Source organism: Massilia sp. UMI-21, assembly GCA_015277795.1.
In the GTDB taxonomy this organism is placed as follows: domain Bacteria; phylum Pseudomonadota; class Gammaproteobacteria; order Burkholderiales; family Burkholderiaceae_D; genus Telluria.
Genome location: CP063848.1, coordinates 5,082,349 through 5,098,557 on the forward strand (window position 1 = coordinate 5,082,349; position 16,209 = coordinate 5,098,557).

Annotated in this window: 14 protein-coding genes; 8 read left to right on the forward strand and 6 right to left on the reverse strand. The window is 59.9% G+C overall.

The features are described 5' to 3' along the window. Nucleotides 1–4: 4 nt before the first annotated feature. Nucleotides 5–1,144, reverse strand: coding sequence for a hypothetical protein (locus IM543_22370; protein QOY94197.1), 1,140 nt, complete (start codon nt 1,142–1,144; stop codon nt 5–7). 7 nt (nt 1,145–1,151) lie between these two features. Beyond that, entirely contained in the window at nt 1,152–1,430 is a 279-nt protein-coding gene (locus IM543_22375) for a hypothetical protein (protein QOY94198.1), read from the reverse strand. Between the two features lie 674 nt (nt 1,431–2,104). On the opposite strand from IM543_22375, the gene IM543_22380 reads away from it, so the two are divergent. From IM543_22380 to IM543_22400, 5 genes are all read left to right on the forward strand, one after another. Continuing rightward, nucleotides 2,105–2,584, forward strand: a complete 480-nt coding sequence (locus tag IM543_22380; GenBank protein QOY94199.1) for a hypothetical protein — start codon at nt 2,105–2,107, stop codon at nt 2,582–2,584. Further along, a complete protein-coding gene (locus IM543_22385; protein QOY94200.1) occupies nt 2,581–2,907 on the forward strand; it encodes a hypothetical protein in 327 nt (108 codons plus the stop codon). The genes IM543_22380 and IM543_22385 overlap by 4 nt, the downstream gene beginning before the upstream one ends. A gap of 1 nt (nt 2,908) precedes the next feature. Further along, nucleotides 2,909–4,117 carry a type IV secretion system DNA-binding domain-containing protein gene (locus tag IM543_22390; protein QOY94201.1) on the forward strand — a complete coding sequence of 403 codons (1,209 nt, stop codon included), beginning with the start codon at nt 2,909–2,911 and terminating at the stop codon, nt 4,115–4,117. Then, on the forward strand, nt 4,111–4,812 hold the full coding sequence (locus IM543_22395; protein QOY94202.1) for a conjugative relaxase: 702 nt from the start codon (nt 4,111–4,113) through the stop codon (nt 4,810–4,812). The genes IM543_22390 and IM543_22395 overlap by 7 nt, the downstream gene beginning before the upstream one ends. A 123-nt stretch (nt 4,813–4,935) precedes the next feature. Then, the gene (locus IM543_22400; GenBank protein QOY94203.1) at nt 4,936–6,684 is read left to right on the forward strand and encodes an AAA family ATPase; all 1,749 of its coding nucleotides are present in this window, start codon (nt 4,936–4,938) and stop codon (nt 6,682–6,684) included. Nucleotides 6,685–6,722: 38 nt separating this feature from the next. Here the strand turns inward: IM543_22400 and IM543_22405 are convergent, their stop codons facing one another. Continuing rightward, the gene (locus IM543_22405; GenBank protein QOY94204.1) at nt 6,723–8,387 is read right to left on the reverse strand and encodes a recombinase family protein; all 1,665 of its coding nucleotides are present in this window, start codon (nt 8,385–8,387) and stop codon (nt 6,723–6,725) included. A 69-nt stretch (nt 8,388–8,456) separates the two neighbouring features. On the opposite strand from IM543_22405, the gene IM543_22410 reads away from it, so the two are divergent. Next, the gene (locus IM543_22410; GenBank protein ID QOY96818.1) at nt 8,457–8,672 is read left to right on the forward strand and encodes a proteinase inhibitor; all 216 of its coding nucleotides are present in this window, start codon (nt 8,457–8,459) and stop codon (nt 8,670–8,672) included. Nucleotides 8,673–8,811: 139 nt separating this feature from the next. Here IM543_22410 and IM543_22415 read toward each other — a convergent pair whose 3' ends face one another. The 3 genes from IM543_22415 to IM543_22425 form a co-directional block, all read right to left on the reverse strand. Then, complete coding sequence (locus tag IM543_22415) at nt 8,812–12,432, reverse strand: hypothetical protein (protein QOY94205.1); 3,621 nt, start codon at nt 12,430–12,432, stop codon at nt 8,812–8,814. A 112-nt stretch (nt 12,433–12,544) separates the two neighbouring features. Then, on the reverse strand, nt 12,545–12,754 hold the full coding sequence (locus IM543_22420; GenBank protein QOY94206.1) for a hypothetical protein: 210 nt from the start codon (nt 12,752–12,754) through the stop codon (nt 12,545–12,547). 84 nt (nt 12,755–12,838) lie between these two features. Next, a complete protein-coding gene (locus tag IM543_22425) occupies nt 12,839–13,249 on the reverse strand; it encodes a hypothetical protein (protein QOY94207.1) in 411 nt (136 codons plus the stop codon). Nucleotides 13,250–13,502: 253 nt separating this feature from the next. Here IM543_22425 and IM543_22430 point away from each other — a divergent pair, with 253 nt between their 5' ends. Both IM543_22430 and recQ read left to right on the forward strand, forming a co-directional pair. Next, on the forward strand, nt 13,503–14,336 hold the full coding sequence (locus IM543_22430; protein QOY94208.1) for an undecaprenyl-diphosphate phosphatase: 834 nt from the start codon (nt 13,503–13,505) through the stop codon (nt 14,334–14,336). A 23-nt stretch (nt 14,337–14,359) separates the two neighbouring features. Then, a complete protein-coding gene (gene recQ, locus IM543_22435; GenBank protein ID QOY94209.1) occupies nt 14,360–16,183 on the forward strand; it encodes a DNA helicase RecQ in 1,824 nt (607 codons plus the stop codon). The last annotated feature ends 26 nt before the right edge of the window (nt 16,184–16,209 follow it).

Consider the following 16,209-nt stretch of genomic DNA (forward strand, 5'->3'; position numbering starts at 1 on the left):
CGGCTCAATCTTTGATGCGAAGTCTTTTATCAAACTTTTTGATACGTTTTTCGGCTAGGGATTCAAATTCACCATCATAGGGGGAAGTCGTGCTTAATCTATTCCAGTACCCCCCTCCGTCGAACGGACCCTTCGTTGGATGAAAAGGCACATAGACGTGTGTCCCTTTAAAGACATCATCACCCAGCTCGTCAATAGCAACCATCGTACGAAACGGAATAAACCCGGAGATTTTGAGCCACCCCTTATTTTGCTCTGGCAACGCATCCCACAAGCTGCGTGCGGCCGCCTCAAGCTCATCTCTCTCAGCATCTTCGACGCGCCACGGGTGATAACCCGGCATGGCAGTGACTGCGTCTGCTGCGTCCCACTCACCTGTCACGGTATCAACATATGCATAGTGCCACCGAATGCTTACCATTAACCCAAGGTGTGTAAGCTCTTCTGGCCGGTATACCCACCACTGTGTTGGTCGCTTACCTTTTTCAACTCTTGGGTAAGCTGACGCTGCCGGGTCACGAACCAAAATTTCAGCGGAGCTCGTTGCTACGGTCTTGCTCAGCTTGCGCTTTGTCGCAAGTTCAGCCCTGAGTTGTGTTGCTAATGACCGCTGTCGGATAACCAGCGAGATACCAAAGTAGGCAAACAAAAGGTTGTCGTTTTTCGGCTGGAATAACATATCCTCCAGTTCGCCACGCCCCCAAATGTGCACCTCTGAAATGCCGTTCGCTCGACACCATTCGAAAATTCCATCACGTGTCTTTTTGGAGAAGTCGCAGGCCGCTGCAAAAATCATCCCATACAACGGCTCATCCTTTTGAAGCACGATTTCATCCAGATAGCCTTTGGCCTTTGACGGGCCAATGGCACGCTCCCGTTTGCATTGGATTAGCCAAAGTCGGTCAGACAGGGCCTGCAGCGGCTCATCGTCCTCCTCATCCAGAGAAGTGAATACCTCGGCCGATTCGACAATTTCCAGAGCTCGCGCATCAAACCCTTCGTCGCCTCCTGAACGACCTGTCGCCTCCAAGCGCCGCCATGGACGGAAATCGTAGGCAAGTTGTCGAACAAGGTCTTCAAAACGCTTCGGCTCCAAGTCTTGGAACGGCAAAGGATTCATAGTACGCGTTACTGCGGCATTCATGATTGCCTCACTCGTAAATTTTTCCGCAGTAAAGAAAGACCGCAAACTTTTTCCATGGCGACGCTGAGGCAAGCCCTTGTTTGACACCGAATGCAGAATCCTGCGCCCATGCGTGCGCCGCTTCGAGAAAATCCTGTATTGAATCATTCTCCCAGCCGTTCTGAACTTCGCCGGCTGCATCCGCTGCTGTGTGGTCCGCTACACGACGGTCGTCCGCTAGCGCCTCGACGAACGCAAGGAAGGTGCTCTCATCCACGACCGCTTCAAGGTAATCGTTCAAGTTCATCCAGAGACCTCAGCCTAAGTTTCATCGCAACTCATCATCGAACCATACATCTTCGTGTCCCGGTGCCAGTTGCACTCGCCAACCAGGCGAGAGCGCAAGATAGGGTACAAGCGCCGGGCATTTTTCGGGAAGGTGGGAAACGTGCAAAGGAGCGAAAAAGTCCGGCGACGTCGACATTTCACCACCCCAGATATACCAACCGCAGGTTCCTTCATTCGGCGGAAGGCGAAGTGCGTTTAGAGGCAGTATTTGCAGACTGTCCAACGCTATTCCAACTTTCTGAGTTTCTTTCGTCGGAACGAAGTCTGAGCTGAATCGTTGGCAAATCGCTAGTTGCTCATCTACGAAATTCATCTCATCGCTCCAGATTTCGTTACAACTCAGTATTGCAACGGCGATTGCCATATAGCGCGCTATAACCGTTGAAGCAATACCGCCCCGTGTTGCAAGTTTAACAGGTTGACGTAGCCCAGCGGCTCGTCATGACGGCCAATTTCATCAATCGCGTGCCCTTTCGCAGGCGGCGCCACCCGTTCTCTACGGTCTACGCGTTTTGCATGTCCTCGATATAAATCCCGTGGCTTAACTACCGCGTGGACTGGCCCCGCCCGGTCCTTCGGGCCACGTCGTTCCGAGATTTCGGAATCGCGTTCGCTATACGAAAAATCCTAACCATGCAAAGAGCAAGCCAAGCAAAGAAAGTACACACCTCTGCAATCTCCGATTGCGGCGCATTCGCGCCTGAAACCCGCGCCAATACTGGCTTTGCGGGTGGACCGTCCTCGATTTCGGCGGTCCACAAACAGGCCACGCAGCGCGGTACCGCAGTACCACGGACAACCGCGCGCAGCCGGTTCATCAAGGTCCGCGTTTCGCCGGACGAATACTCAGCAATTGCCCGTCAAGCAGACATCGCCAGCCAGCCGATGAGCGAGTACGTACGCGAGCAAGTGCTCGCGGTCCACAAGACCCTCGACTTGAAGGCTGAGTTGGCAACCCTCCGTGGTCTGCTCGATACGCCAGCCCAGTCCACGGGCGACACGCTGGCTCTGGAAGCTGTGTTGCTCCTGCGCGAACTCGCAGCGGCCCGGGATGCGCAAATCCTGTCGCGCGTGCGCGCGCAACTGGCCCAGCGAAATGGAGGGAAAGCATGAATATCCGCGACCCATTTCTGAACAGCATCCGTATCGTGCTCGACCGCGCGGCTGTGTGGACGGCGCTGACCGGGGCAAACTTTATGGTCATCTGGGCAGCAGTATGGCAGCGTGGCCTTGGGCTTCGCTGGTCGGTCGGCGTCAAGCAGCTTGAGTCCATTGTCACGGGAACGGCAACTCCCCTGACCCAAACGCTGTTTGTGCTCACCTTCGCCGTTGCCGTGCTAGCGACCAGTGGGGTATGCGTATGGCTCTTCACACGCTGGCGACGCCAGGGAGAGCTACAGGGCGCGCACCTCCGCGGCCCCAGGCTGGAGGCTTGAGATGCAGCAGTTCGACACCCTCACTTTGGCCGGCATCCCGCTACCACGAGAAATCGAGCCCCTGCATTGGCTGTTGACCGGCACCACCGGTGCTGGCAAGACTACTGCCATCTCGGAGCTGCTCGACGGCACCCGCGCTCGTGGCGACCGGTGCATTATCTGTGACCCCAACGGCGGATATCTCGCGCATCATGCCCAGGATGGCGACAGGCTGCTGAATCCGTTCGACAGCCGGAGCGAACGCTGGTCTCTGTTCAACGAGTTCCGCAAGGACTTCGATGCGGAGCGCCTTGCCCGGAGCGTCGTCCCTGACGGGCACGGCGAAAGCGCTGCTTGGCATGGCTACGCACAGACGCTACTGGGCGAAATCCTCCGCGCCCTGGTCCGTACCGGCGAAACATCGACGGACAGGCTGCTCTACTGGGCCAGCATCGCACCAGCAAGCGAACTTGCCCAGCTATTGGCGGGCACGGCGACGGCGGGACTCTTCGACCCGGAAGCAGCGAAGGCGCTTGCGTCTACCAGGTTTGTCCTGGCGGCGCGGCTTGCACCCCAACGCTATCTCGCGCCGGGTGCATTCTCCCTGCGGAGCTGGCTGGAGAACGAGCCGGGCAGTCTGTTCCTCACTTGGCGCTCCGACATGCAGACGGCACTTGCCCCGCTCATGGGAACTTGGGTGGACGTACTTGCCAATGGCGTGCTCTCGCTGCCACCGGACCCGGCACGGCGTATCTGGCTCATTGCCGACGAACTCGCCGCCCTCGGGTCTCTCGCATCGCTTGAATCAGCACTGACCTTGGGACGCAAGCACGGGCTCTGCGTGGTCGCAGGCGTCCAGAGCACGGCCCAGCTTGACGGGCTTTATGGGAAGGACACCGCGACGGTGTTGCGTAGCTGCTTCCGGAACCTCATGGTTCTGGCCATTTCGCGTACCGACCCGGACACTTGCGATGCACTGTCCCGGTCCTTGGGCGAATGCGAAATACAGCGGCCCGACGCCTCGCGTTCACAAGGCACGCAGGGGACCAGCCGTGGCACCAGCCTGCAGACGGCGCAGGAGCGGCTTGTCTTGCCGTCGGAAATCGCAGGACTACCCAGCTTACAGGGCTATCTGACGCTTGCCGGCGACAGCCTTGTGCGCAAAGTGCGCTTACTGCCGCAAATTCGCGATGTCGTCACAGAGGCATACCAGGAGGAGGCCGCATGCTGAGCCTTGCCAAAGTGACCTCGGGTGATGCCGCTGCCAGCTACTACGAGAGTGCTGACGATTACTACTCGGAAGATGGACAGGCCGCCAGCGCCTGGTGGGGCACGGGCGCGGAGGCACTGTGTCTCGCTGGCGTCGTGGATACCCCGACGTTCAAAGCGCTTCTCGATGGCAAGCTACCGGATGGCACAACAATGCATCATGGCGGCGACGGGGAGCGCCGGGCCGGTTCAGACCTGACGTTCAGTGCACCGAAGAGCGTATCGATGCAGGCGCTGATTGCCGATGACGAACGGCTGTTGAAGGCGCACGACACAGCGGTCGCACGCGTGCTGTCGCACGTGGAGGCGCGCCTGGCCGCATGCCGCGTGACGCAAGCAGGTGAGACGTATTCGGAACTGACGGGCAATCTGGCAGTCGCTACGTTCCGGCACGAGCTGTCACGCGATGCAGACCCGCAATTGCACACGCATGCCGTCGTCCTGAACCTGACGCGCCGCGCTGATGGACAGTGGCGTGCTCTCGACGCCGCGCCGCTGTACGCCCAGCAGAAAATGCTCGGTGCCCTCTACCGCGCCGAGTTGGCGTTGGAGGTGCAAGCACTCGGCTATGCGGTTCGCTTGACGCATCATGACGGCCGCTTCGAGCTCGCACATCTTTCTGATAGTGCCGTGGCGGCGTTCAGTAGCCGCAGCTAAGCCATTGCTCACGCCCTTGCGAAACATGGGAAGGACCGGTGCACCGCCTCGGCAGCAGAACGCGAGATTGCGGCGCTCGCCAGCCGCAAGGCCAAGGGAGACCTGGACCGTGAGAGCTTACGCATGGCATGGCGCGAAAAGAGCATCGCGCTTGGAATCGACTACGCACCGCTGGCGCCCTCGCTCCTGAGCGCGGACGAGCAACGTCAACGAGTTGCGGCGGCAGTCGACTTTGCGGCCGAGCACTTGATAGAAAGGCAAGGCCTGATAAGGCATGAAGCACTGGCCAGCTGGGCATTGGGGCACGCTACCGGTGCCGCCTCGAGGGCCGACATCGAGGCGGAATTGGCGAGCCGGGTCAGCAGTGGTCGTCTGCTGTCGAATGGCAAGGTCTACACCACTCCCGAGGCACAATCGACAGAGCGGGCATTCCTGGGTATCGAAGCACGTGGACGTGACGCACTCGCCCCCATCGTCCGCCAGCAATGGTTGCCAGGTACTGAGGGTACGGAGCTCAACGCAGGGCAGTGGGGCGCGGCGCGACTTGTCCTGACAAGCCGGCACCGCGTCGTCGGCATACAAGGACGCGCTGGCACCGGGAAAACGCGCATGCTCACGCAAGTACACGATATCGCATCCATGAACGGCTGGCGGTCGATGGGACTGGCACCGTCAGCGGCCGCCGCGCAGGAGCTGGGCGGCGCCGGTATCGAAGCCCAGACCATTGCCGCATTCTTGGCCAGAGGTGGCCGTGGTCTTGATAGCGGCACGCTGGTCGTGGTGGACGAGGCAGGCATGGTAGCTGCACGCGACATGCAAGCCGTTCTCGAGCTGGTGGAGTGCGCCAACGCACGCGTCATGCTCGTAGGCGACACCCAGCAGTTGAAAGCCGTCCGTGCGGGTGTCCCATTCGCACAGCTCCAGGCAGCGGGCATGGAAACCGCAATCATGCACGAGATTCAGCGGCAAACCAACGCGAACCTGAAGACCGCTGTGGAACACGCTGCGGAAGGCAATGTAGCGGAATCGGTAAAGCTTCTTGCGCCTCGAATTGCGGAGGTCGCTCACGCTCGTGACAGGTACGCGACCATCGCCCGTCACTACTGCGCACTCGTTCCCGCGCAACGCGAACAAACCCTGATTGTGGCCGGCACCCATCACGCGCGCGAAGCCATCAACGCCGAGGTCCGCGCTCGCCTCGGTCTCGTTGGTGAGGCGGTATCGATTCTTGTGAGCCGAGACCTGACCGATGCGCAAAAAAGGAGCTCGGTGTCCTACCAAGTCGGCGACCTGGTGCAAGCTCAGAAGGACTACCCATCGCTCAATCTGTGCCGGGGAGATTTCGCCAAGGTCGTTTCGGCAGGAGGCGGCCAAGTCGCACTGCAATGTCAAGATGGCACGAACCACAAATGGCGGCCGGCGCTACTGGCTCACGTTAGCGTCTACGCAGTGGCCGAGCGCAACCTCGCTGCCGGCGATAAGGTGCGGGTCAGCGCCAATGACTACGCCCGAGGCCTCATCAACGGCGATTTCTGCACCGTAATCGCAGTCACGAGCCTCGGGGTCACGGTCAAGACAGAAACCGGACGCACGGTAACGCTCGACCGTGCGAGCCCGCTGCATCTTGAACACGGATACTGCACCACGGTCCATTCTGCACAAGGGCAGACCTGTGCCCGTGTCCTGATTGACGCTGACGTAAGCAGTGCGATGGTGAACGAGAGTCTGTTCTACGTCGCCATCAGCCGTGCCAGGGAGGAGGTCAGGCTCTACACTGATGACCGCCAGCTGCTACCCGCTGCCATGGCCAGGGCGGACGTGAAGTCTGCGGCGCTCGACCTGGACAAGCCCCGCTTGGCAATGGGGCTGTAGATACTCACGGACTCGCCAATGGCTGGACAAGGCCGTGTTCACCCGAACACGGCCGTTTCATCATTGCTGGCGCAGATTGGCAACGACAGTCCGCCCTTGAGCGCCATGTGAAGCGGTGCCTGCTCGGACAGAGGGATGAAAACGTTGGCGTCGTCATGGCGAAGCTGAAGTACGGCATGACTGCCGGCCCAGACCGACAATTTCCTGATGACGCGGGTGAACGACTCATGCAGCTCCGCACGTTCGGTCATCCGCGCGTCCGTGATGTCCCTGACTGCGCCAAGCGCGTCCACGATGGCCTGCTCGACGTCATCCTCCCATACGGCCGCGACAGGGTCATTCGCAACGGCAGACAGCTCCATCACGTGGACCTTGCGCGCTTCCACCGCGCTGTCAAGTTCACGAATGCGGTTGGCAAGAGCAGCCGAACCGCCTGCCTGCTCGACAATGTGTAGCAAGTTTTGCAAGGATTTCGTGTCCTGCAAGAGTGCAGCGCGCTCCAGGTCCAACGCTTCGAGGGCATTCTGCTTGACGCTCCCCTTCAGTATTTCGGCAGAGACGGAGGTCATGAGCGGCGGGATGAGCTTGGTCTCCAGTTCACGCGCGTTCCAGTTGGGGCATTTGGTCACGCCACGGTCGCGGTCGGCGCAGACGTACAGAGCATAGCCGGCGCTGTTACGACCGCTCGTCTTCCCTTTGCGCGCCAGGGTCGCGCCACAGTGCCCGCAGCGCAAGAACCCCTGAAATACGTTGTGATAGCCAGCATCCCGGCGCTTGGGTAGGTGACGCCGCCGCTCTGCCGCCGCCTGTGCAGCGTTGAAAAGCTCCAACGAGACAATCCTCGGGTAGTAGTCGGGCCAGCAATCGCCAGTCTGCCGGCGAGCCTTCCCATCCTTGATTGACGGCTCGAATTCACCGAGAACCCTGCGGTTGTGCACGAGCTTATGAGGCAAGGTCTTGTGCCAGTCCTTTGCCTTCCCTGGCACTGGCCACCCTTCCCGATTCGCGATGCGTGCGATTGCTGTAGAACCAATGCCGCTCGCAACGAGCTCAAAGACTTTGACTACGCTCTCGGCCTTCTCGGGAACGACATCCCAGCCAGTTTTGTTGGCGTTCGGGCGTAGCCAACCCGGTCCTTGGCCGAAAGCGAACGTTGACCCGTTGTCGCGCTTGCGCTGATGTGCCTTTTTCACCCGGTCCGACTTGGTTGCCGATTCTTCATTGGCTCGGATGAACACCATAACCGCCCAGATGAGGCTCGTCTGGTCCTTGACGCTCTCTTCGTCAAGAATTCTTTTGTCGGCGAGGGTAACGACACGGATACCGAGCTTTACCAATGCGTCAAGTAGATGCATTGCATCGAACAGGTCTGCCCGAGAAAGACGGTCAAGGTTTTCAACCAGCAGGAACGAGCCCCGCTCGATTAGGCCAGACTCTACGGCCCGGATAAATGCGGCGAGTGCTCCTTTCGTGACATTTGAACGGTCGAACGCAGAAACGCCGAGGTCCTCGAACGACTTCTCTTGCAGATGGAGGTTATTCTCGGCAGCATACTCCCTGCTCCGGTCGAGCTGTCGCTGGAGGCTGTCGCCCTTAGCTTGTCGCTTCGTAGAAAATCGTACATACGAATATGCTTTTGGCCGTTCGTCGTCCTGGAAGAGATTGGGAATCTCTTTAGCTGCTACAGTGATGGTGCTGGTCATGGTTCTGGTTCCTTAAGAGATGGAGGAAACCAGTAAATGCAGCAGTTTTATATTGACCCTACACTTGAAATGGTTTCTCTTTCATCCCTTAAGGTAACTTCCGGCAAGCCGGCCGGCGTGCGCTGCGTGCAGCTTGACGACCAGGAGCGATGCAGGATTTTCCAGCACCCCGAACGTCCGGCGGTATGTAGTTCATTGCAGCCGGATGAACAGATGTGCGGCTCAAACCGGGAACACGCCATGCATTGGCTAGGCTGGTTGCAGCGGCAAACCGATCCTGATTGATGAGGAAACAGCGCAGGACACCGCAACATGCATCCAGCCGGGTAAATCGTTTCAAGCGCACTTCCCCGGGACACGGATGATCCGTTGTTGGATCAGCCCAGCGCCATGAAGACGTCGATCGTACAAGACACGGGAACCCTCACGCGTTCGTATTATTCGGGCGAATGATTTCCGGCACAGTGCTTCGCTTCTCGAGTTTTGTGCTGTGGTACAAGGTCGAGTAAAACGGTGCGTTTGCCCAATCAGCTTTCGACCCGATCACGTAGATCCGCTTTTTCGCCCTGGTGAGGGCCACGTTGAGCAAGTTGGCCTTGTCTGCTGCAAAGCTCGAGATGCTGCCGGGAGTACCGCCCAATACCAGGATGACGACGTCAGACTCCTTGCCCTGGAAGGTATGCACGGTGCCGAACATCCCGCTTACCTCCTTTTTATTCTTCAAGCGGCCCCCAAGAGCATCCGCAAGCGCATTCCTCACGTCCTTGAAGGGCGTGATCAAATAAAGATTGTATTTACCCCCGGCTTTGATGTCATAGTGCTTTTCAAATTCAGCAGCCATCTGCACGGCAACATCGATCTGCTCGGGAACGCTGTTCCCGTTCCGGCTGGTCGCCGGCACATCGATCCAGCAGCTCTTACCAAACCACAGATCGTCCTTATCCTTCCCGGCGCCATATACCATCATGTTGTCGTAGGAGATAGCATTGGAGACCGAGAACATGGGATCCAGGCAGCGCCGATGAACGCGTAACGGGCTTCCCACCCACTGCGCGTCCTCATCTTTACCAAGTTGGGTTCCGAACTGGTTGCCCATGTCGGCCAGGACCTGCACAGACGACGCGGTAGGGTGATATACGTGGTCCGCCGCACATCGGTCCATCAGCGGGACCATCAATTGGCGGGGAAGGGAGACCACCGGCACCAGCTGGCGCGGATCGCCGACGACGACCACCCGCTGCGAGCGCCAAATAGCGCCCATGGCAGCCTGTGGCGTCGCCTGGCCCGCTTCGTCGATCAAAAGCCAACCGATAGCCTCCCTCTCCCAGCCATCGAACATGCGGGCAAACGATGCGAAGGTCGTGGAAACAACCGGGACAACCATGAACAGCGAATCCCATAAGCGATCCACTCCGGCGCCGACGTCGCCTGCCGACAGCTCGCCCTTGTTGAGCGCGATGAGGGCTCCCAGATTATTCTTGAGCTTTGACCAGCTGTGCGCAATGAAGCTCTCATGCAGCGCCATCGCCCGGCAGAACAGTTCCTGGCGTGCCTGGAACAACTCGTCGTCAAACCATGGCGCCGCCAGCTGCAATTCATCGTCTGAAAGTGCGGCGCCTGACCACGTTTCCTCCATATCCGGGGTGACCGACTCCGCAACGAGAGCCGAAGCAGCTTTCTCGAATCCAGCCAGCGCCTGCTTCAGCTTGCTGGCATTGGTTTGATGATTCGCTTCGGCCTCGGCCCTGGCACGCTCGGCCGCTTCATACAGGGCAGTTGTAGCGCGAACGCCATCCGTGAATGCGGCGAGCTGTTTCTCATTTACCCGTGAGCTCGATGGCTGGGAAATGCCCAGGCCACTGCATTGCTTTGATGCCGCCGCTAACTCGGCATCGATCGATTTGATATCGACAATCAATCGTTCTCGGCTCTTGAACTTTGCCCTGGTGTCGCCAAGCGCCTTTTCGGCAGCTCTGAGCTTGCGCGTTGCGCTACGCAGTTCGCCCTCTGCACGCTCGCAATCCTGCTCCCATTTTTCAGTCTTCTTTCCCAGACTGAAGAGCTTCGACAAGAGACCAGGCTTACGGCCCTTTACTGCAGTAAGGAGCTGCTCCGCAACATGCTTGTCGTCGCGAAAAAGCACTAACTCATATTCAACTTTTTCCAGCTCATCATCGAGATCCCCATACGCTTCGCTTTCAAGCTGATTCTGCTTGTCGGATGCGCGTGCGGAAAGCTGGTGCCACCTGCCTAGCGCATCCGCCACCTGCTTCGCTTGACGATAATCGCGCGCTGCCTGATCCGCATTTTGCCTTGCGTCATCGGTTTTCTTTACTGCCAACGAAATCGCGGCCTTCGATTCCGCGAGTTGTCTCTGGTAGCGAGCGACGGCTGCGGCGAATGTGCGCTTGTTTGTGACCTGCGATGCGATGGACTGCATTCTTTGTAGAGCAACCGATGCCTTGGCATTGGCTTCATTGAAGCGCTCAACGGCATCGCGCCATGGAATTGGCGGGTAGACTTCAGGATTCATCAAGTCCCACAGCGATACGTGGGGAAATGCTGCGTCTTCCGCATTCGCGTCCGGGTTCTTCTTGGGAGTCCAGCGCAGTTTCTGGAAGAAGGCAGTCCGGTTAGGCTTACTGCCCATCACGGCAGCGATCAGTCCCCAGGTGGCGCCATCATGTCGTTTCGTCTTGGACGTCGACGCGATCGTATCCGAGAGGGCCGACAGGTAACGCAGCGATGAGCCATCAGGCAATGCTTTTATTGCCGGAAGCTCCTTGGTGATGTTCTCGACAGCGCCGTTGTTCGACGATGCGACGACAATGCCGCTCTTCCTGAGGCTCGGGTGGATAGCCCAGGTCTTGCCGAAGTTCCATCCCTCAACCTTTATCTGCTCCCTGAATGCATCGAGCGGATCAGCAAACCCGCTCATCGTTTGCGCTCGCTCCACAACAACCGCCGCGACAATGTCGCGCAACAGGGTGGTCTTGCCAGTGCCGGGCGGGCCGTTGACTGAAAAGATGCCTGGTGAGTCGCGCAACTGCTGCATGATTTTGTTGACCGCAAACTGCTGCGCACGCACAAGCGCGTGTTCGGACGGCCAGCAGCCAAGCGGCATCAGTTCTGGCAGGACTATTTTGTCGACCGACGTACTGCTCTTATCGCGGATATCGATGCGGTCGTCGCGCAGCCGGCCAGTCAGGAATGTATCAAGCGCAGCACCGTAGTTACCTTGTTTGATTTCTTGACGAATTTTCCCGAGGTCTTCGACAAAAAAACTGTTGAGCAGGTCCGAAGAATCTTCTTTCTCCGCCTGCTTCACGCTGAGAACTCTTGCCTGGATTCGAACAGTGGCGATCGGATCTGGCGGACTCCCGCCGCACGATACGTAGACCTCCTGACAAAGCGCTTCAATCGCCGCCATCGTCAGGGGCTGCAATTTACCTTCAGAAGATACTTCGCTGTCAGACGCTACATCCTGCCTTTCGGCTTTGACGAGATACAGGTGCTCGAGCACTCTCTCAAGTTGGCCGAGCAGGCGCTCCAGTAAATTCTCCTGGCCGAAAAAACCGGTGAAATCAAGATGTTCGTTTGGCTTCGCCGACAGGATCTGATTCAGGGCCCACAAGAGACTGCTTACAAAGGGCTTCCCAACGACGAAACCTTGCGCGTCCAGCGTCAACGCGAGTGTCGCGACAGGCTCCGGCTTGCGCGGTTCCGGCTCCTTGATGGCGTCAAGGCCAAAGTGCCGCCTGATCAGCTCTACCACCTGAGGTAGCGCGATCAGTCCGCAATAAACCGTGTACTGCACCGTAAATGCGGATAAAGCCTGTTTCGTCTGCGATGCCTTCGCCCGCAACAATCCCTGCACCTCCGCCTGCTTTGCAGAGTTCAACCATGGCATCTGATCATCGACGCCGATCTCCCAGGTCAAAGGGCCGCTTGGCGCCTCCTTCTTGCATTTTGGTGTACTGCTGGGACTCAGGCACTCGACACCCATCCAAAACTCTGTCGCAGCGACATACGATGCATGCTTCATTCGAACCATTCTTTTTGCCGCGTAAAGGGCAGAGAATAGCATTTGTGGGAGATTCGAAACTACACCGATAGCCGGCTGATAACCCGCCTGGTCTCAAGATGTGCTGCGCCGATCAGTCTTTCTCTGCGGACCCCGTTTTCTCCGGCATGAGCAGCCCGAGGCGCTTTTTCTTCTTCTTGACGACGGTGGCATGCTCGACCGCCGGCTTGGTGGCCGGCGGCGGCGCGACGGGGAGGGGAAAGCCGAGGAAGGCCATCACGAAGAAGATCGGCAGCAAGGCATAGAACAGCGGCCGCCGCCAGTTCAGTTTCTCTTTTAGCATGGCAGCCACATGGCGCCGTCCTTACAAAAAGCAAGATGGCACCCTTACCCGCGCAGGGTAATCTGCCGCGACGGCCGCGCGCGCCTAGGCGGCGACCGGTTCGCCGCGCGCCTGCTGCACGCGCTGGAACAATCCGCCCAGCGTCAGGCCTTCGTGCCAGATTTCGTCGAGCATCAGGCCATACTTGTCGCGCAGCGCCTTCGCCAGCGCCTCGCGCACCTGCGTGTCGGGCAGCCAGCGGGTCGGGTTGACCGCGCGGTAGATGCCGAGCACTTCGTCGTCGGGGCGGAAATGCAGCTTCTCGCTTTCGCGGAAAGCAAAGGCCGACACGAAGACGGACAGGAAGTCGCGGATGTCTTTCCGCGAGGCAGTCGGGAAGGTGCTGCGCCAGGCCCGGCTCTGGCAGGGCCGGTAACGCAAGGAGTTGGGCAATTGCCAACCGTGGAATGCTGCCCAGGCAAGCGCGGCGAGGATGAGGACAACAAGGATACTCATTCGCTTGAGTCAGGAATACGCATGCGGTCGAGTGTAGCACGCGTTGGGGGCAGCGGCGCACGACAGAATTTGACCCTGATGCGCATGAGCTAACCCGGCGGCAACGCTGGCGAGGTACAATCTTGGACCGGACACAGCGGGCGACCTTGCCTGTTGTGAACATGTTAGGCTTCGACCTCGCCGTACCTCCACCGAACATTCCAACGCCACCCGCATCCGGCTCTTCACCTGTCACGCAACCTGTTACGAATTCATGGATATACTTCTCGCCATCAAAGCGATCATCATGGGCCTGGTCGAGGGCTTCACCGAGTTCCTCCCGATTTCGTCCACCGGTCACCTGATCCTGGCGGGCAGCCTGCTCGATTTCACCGGCGAGAAGGTGAAGGTGTTCGAGATCGCCATCCAGGCCGGCGCCATGCTGGCCGTGATCTGGGAATACCGCCAGCGCATCGCGCGGGTCGTTGCCGGCCTCGGTTCGGATCCCACCCAGCGCAAGTTCGCCGTGAATGTCCTGATCGCCTTCTTGCCGGCGGCCACGCTCGGCTTCCTGTTCAGCGGACTGATCAAGTCGGAACTGTTTGCCCCGGTGCCGGTGGCGACCGCCTTCATCGTCGGCGGCCTGGTCATCCTGTGGGTGGAACGCCGGCACACCGGCGGCGCGCACAAGGCGCGCGTGGACAGCGTGGACGACATGGGCTACCTCGACGCGCTGAAAGTCGGCCTGGCCCAATCCTTCGCCCTGATTCCCGGCACCAGCCGTTCCGGCGCGACCATTATCGGTGGCATGCTGTTCGGCCTGTCACGCAAGGCGGCCACCGAGTTCTCCTTCTTTCTGGCGATCCCGACCCTGCTCGGCGCGACCGTCTATTCGGTGATCAAGGAGCGCCACCTGCTGTCGATGGCCGACCTGCCGATGTTCGGCCTCGGCGGCCTGGCCGCCTTCGGCTCGGCCTTCCTGTGCGTGCGCTGGCTGCTGCGCTACATCAGCACGCACGACTTCACGATCTTCGCTTGGTACCGTATCGTATTCGGTATCCTGGTACTGGTGACCGCGCACTTCGATCTTGTCGTGTGGGCCGAATAAGCACAAACAAGTAAACCAAGAGCATGACTTCCGAGCTTCAAGCGCGCGCCCTTCACGTCCTCGAGACGGTCTTCGGCTATCCTGCCTTCCGCGGACAGCAGGCCGAGATCGTCGAGCACGTGGCCGGCGGTGGCGACGCACTGGTCCTGATGCCCACCGGCGGCGGCAAGTCGCTGTGCTACCAGATCCCGGCGCTGCTGCGCGACGGGGTGGGCGTGGTGGTCTCGCCGCTGATCGCGCTGATGCAGGACCAGGTCGACGCGCTGGAAGAAGTCGGCGTGCGCGCCGCCTTCCTGAATTCCACGCAAACCTTCGAGGAAACCCTGCGCATCGAACGCCTGGTGCGCAGCGGCGAGATCGACCTGGTCTATGTGGCGCCCGAACGCCTGCTGACGCAGCGTTGCCTCGAGCTGATCGACGCCTCGCCGATCTCGCTGTTCGCCATCGACGAGGCGCACTGCGTGTCGCAGTGGGGCCACGACTTCCGGCCCGAGTACATCCGCCTGTCGGTCCTGCACGAGCGCTATCCGACCATCCCGCGCATCGCCCTCACCGCCACCGCCGACCAGCAGACCCGCGCCGAGATCGCGCACCGCCTGCAGCTCACCGAGGCGCGCCAGTTCGTCTCGTCCTTCGACCGTCCGAACATCCGCTATTCCATCGTCGAGAAGACCACCGGCCGCAAGCAGCTGCTCGACTTCATCACCAGCGAGCACCCGCAGGATTCCGGCATCGTCTACTGCCTGTCGCGCAAAAAAGTCGAGGAAACCGCCGACTTCCTGAACGAGCACGGCATCCGCGCCCTGCCCTACCACGCCGGCATGGAGTACAGCCAGCGCGCCGCGAACCAGGCGCGCTTCCTGCGCGAAGACAACATCACGATGGTGGCGACCATCGCGTTCGGCATGGGCATCGACAAGCCGGACGTGCGCTATGTCTGCCACCTCGACCTGCCGAAGAGCCTCGAAGGCTACTACCAGGAAACCGGCCGCGCCGGCCGCGACGGCCTGCCGGCCAGCGCCTGGATGGCCTACGGCCTGCAAGACGTGGTGCTGCAGCGCCGGATGATCGACGAATCCGAGGCCGACGAAACCTTCAAGCGCGTGCTGTCGATGAAGCTCGACGCCATGCTCGGCCTGTGCGAAACCCTGTCCTGCCGGCGCATGCGCCTGCTCGACTACTTCGGCGAACGTTCCGGCCCCTGCGGCAACTGCGACACCTGCCTGATCCCGCCGGTGCAGGTCGACGGCACGGTGCCGATGCAAAAGCTGCTGTCGACGGTGTACCGGGTCGATCAACGGTTCGCGGCCGGCCACGTGATCGACGTGCTGCGCGGCGCCCAGACCGAACGCATCAGCCAGTGGCACCACGACAAGCTCACCGTCTACGGCGTCGGCGCCGACCGCTCCGAGCAGGAATGGCGCGCCATCGTGCGCCAGGCCATCGCGCTCGGCTTCGTCACGGTCGACCACGACGCCTTCAGCTCGCTCAAGCTCACCGACGCCGCACGTCCGGTGCTCAAGGGCGAGCAGAAGGTGCAGCTGCGCCAGTACCAGAAGCCGGTCAAGGCCAAGCGTCCCGCCTCCTCGCGCAGCAGCGGCTACGAGGAACTCGAACTGTCGCGCTCCGAGCAGGCCATCTTCGACCGCCTGCGTTCCTGGCGCATGGGCACCGCGCGCGAGCATGGCGTGCCGGCCTATGTCGTGTTCCAGGACGCGACCCTGCGCGAGATCGCCAAGGTCAAACCGTCCTCGATCGATGCGCTGCGCGGCGTGTCCGGCGTCGGCGAAAAGAAACTGGTGTCCTACGGCGATGAAATTGTCGCCATCATCAACGAGATGATGTAGTGTCACAGGTTGAGTTTGTTCAACCT

What these genes read in the sequence shown, in the direction of transcription:
- IM543_22420 (QOY94206.1), bottom strand. Translation starts at nt 12,754, where the DNA reads ATGCTAAAAGAGAAACTGAACTGGCGGCGGCCGCTGTTCTATGCCTTG.
- IM543_22400 (QOY94203.1), top strand. Translation starts at nt 4,936, where the DNA reads ATGGCATGGCGCGAAAAGAGCATCGCGCTTGGAATCGACTACGCACCG.
- IM543_22370 (QOY94197.1), bottom strand. Translation starts at nt 1,144, where the DNA reads ATGAATGCCGCAGTAACGCGTACTATGAATCCTTTGCCGTTCCAAGAC.
- IM543_22375 (QOY94198.1), bottom strand. Translation starts at nt 1,430, where the DNA reads ATGAACTTGAACGATTACCTTGAAGCGGTCGTGGATGAGAGCACCTTC.
- IM543_22390 (QOY94201.1), top strand. Translation starts at nt 2,909, where the DNA reads ATGCAGCAGTTCGACACCCTCACTTTGGCCGGCATCCCGCTACCACGA.
- IM543_22385 (QOY94200.1), top strand. Translation starts at nt 2,581, where the DNA reads ATGAATATCCGCGACCCATTTCTGAACAGCATCCGTATCGTGCTCGAC.
- IM543_22405 (QOY94204.1), bottom strand. Translation starts at nt 8,387, where the DNA reads ATGACCAGCACCATCACTGTAGCAGCTAAAGAGATTCCCAATCTCTTC.
- IM543_22430 (QOY94208.1), top strand. Translation starts at nt 13,503, where the DNA reads ATGGATATACTTCTCGCCATCAAAGCGATCATCATGGGCCTGGTCGAG.
- IM543_22380 (QOY94199.1), top strand. Translation starts at nt 2,105, where the DNA reads ATGCAAAGAGCAAGCCAAGCAAAGAAAGTACACACCTCTGCAATCTCC.
- IM543_22425 (QOY94207.1), bottom strand. Translation starts at nt 13,249, where the DNA reads ATGAGTATCCTTGTTGTCCTCATCCTCGCCGCGCTTGCCTGGGCAGCA.
- IM543_22415 (QOY94205.1), bottom strand. Translation starts at nt 12,432, where the DNA reads ATGAAGCATGCATCGTATGTCGCTGCGACAGAGTTTTGGATGGGTGTC.
- IM543_22395 (QOY94202.1), top strand. Translation starts at nt 4,111, where the DNA reads ATGCTGAGCCTTGCCAAAGTGACCTCGGGTGATGCCGCTGCCAGCTAC.
- recQ (QOY94209.1), top strand. Translation starts at nt 14,360, where the DNA reads ATGACTTCCGAGCTTCAAGCGCGCGCCCTTCACGTCCTCGAGACGGTC.
- IM543_22410 (QOY96818.1), top strand. Translation starts at nt 8,457, where the DNA reads ATGGTTTCTCTTTCATCCCTTAAGGTAACTTCCGGCAAGCCGGCCGGC.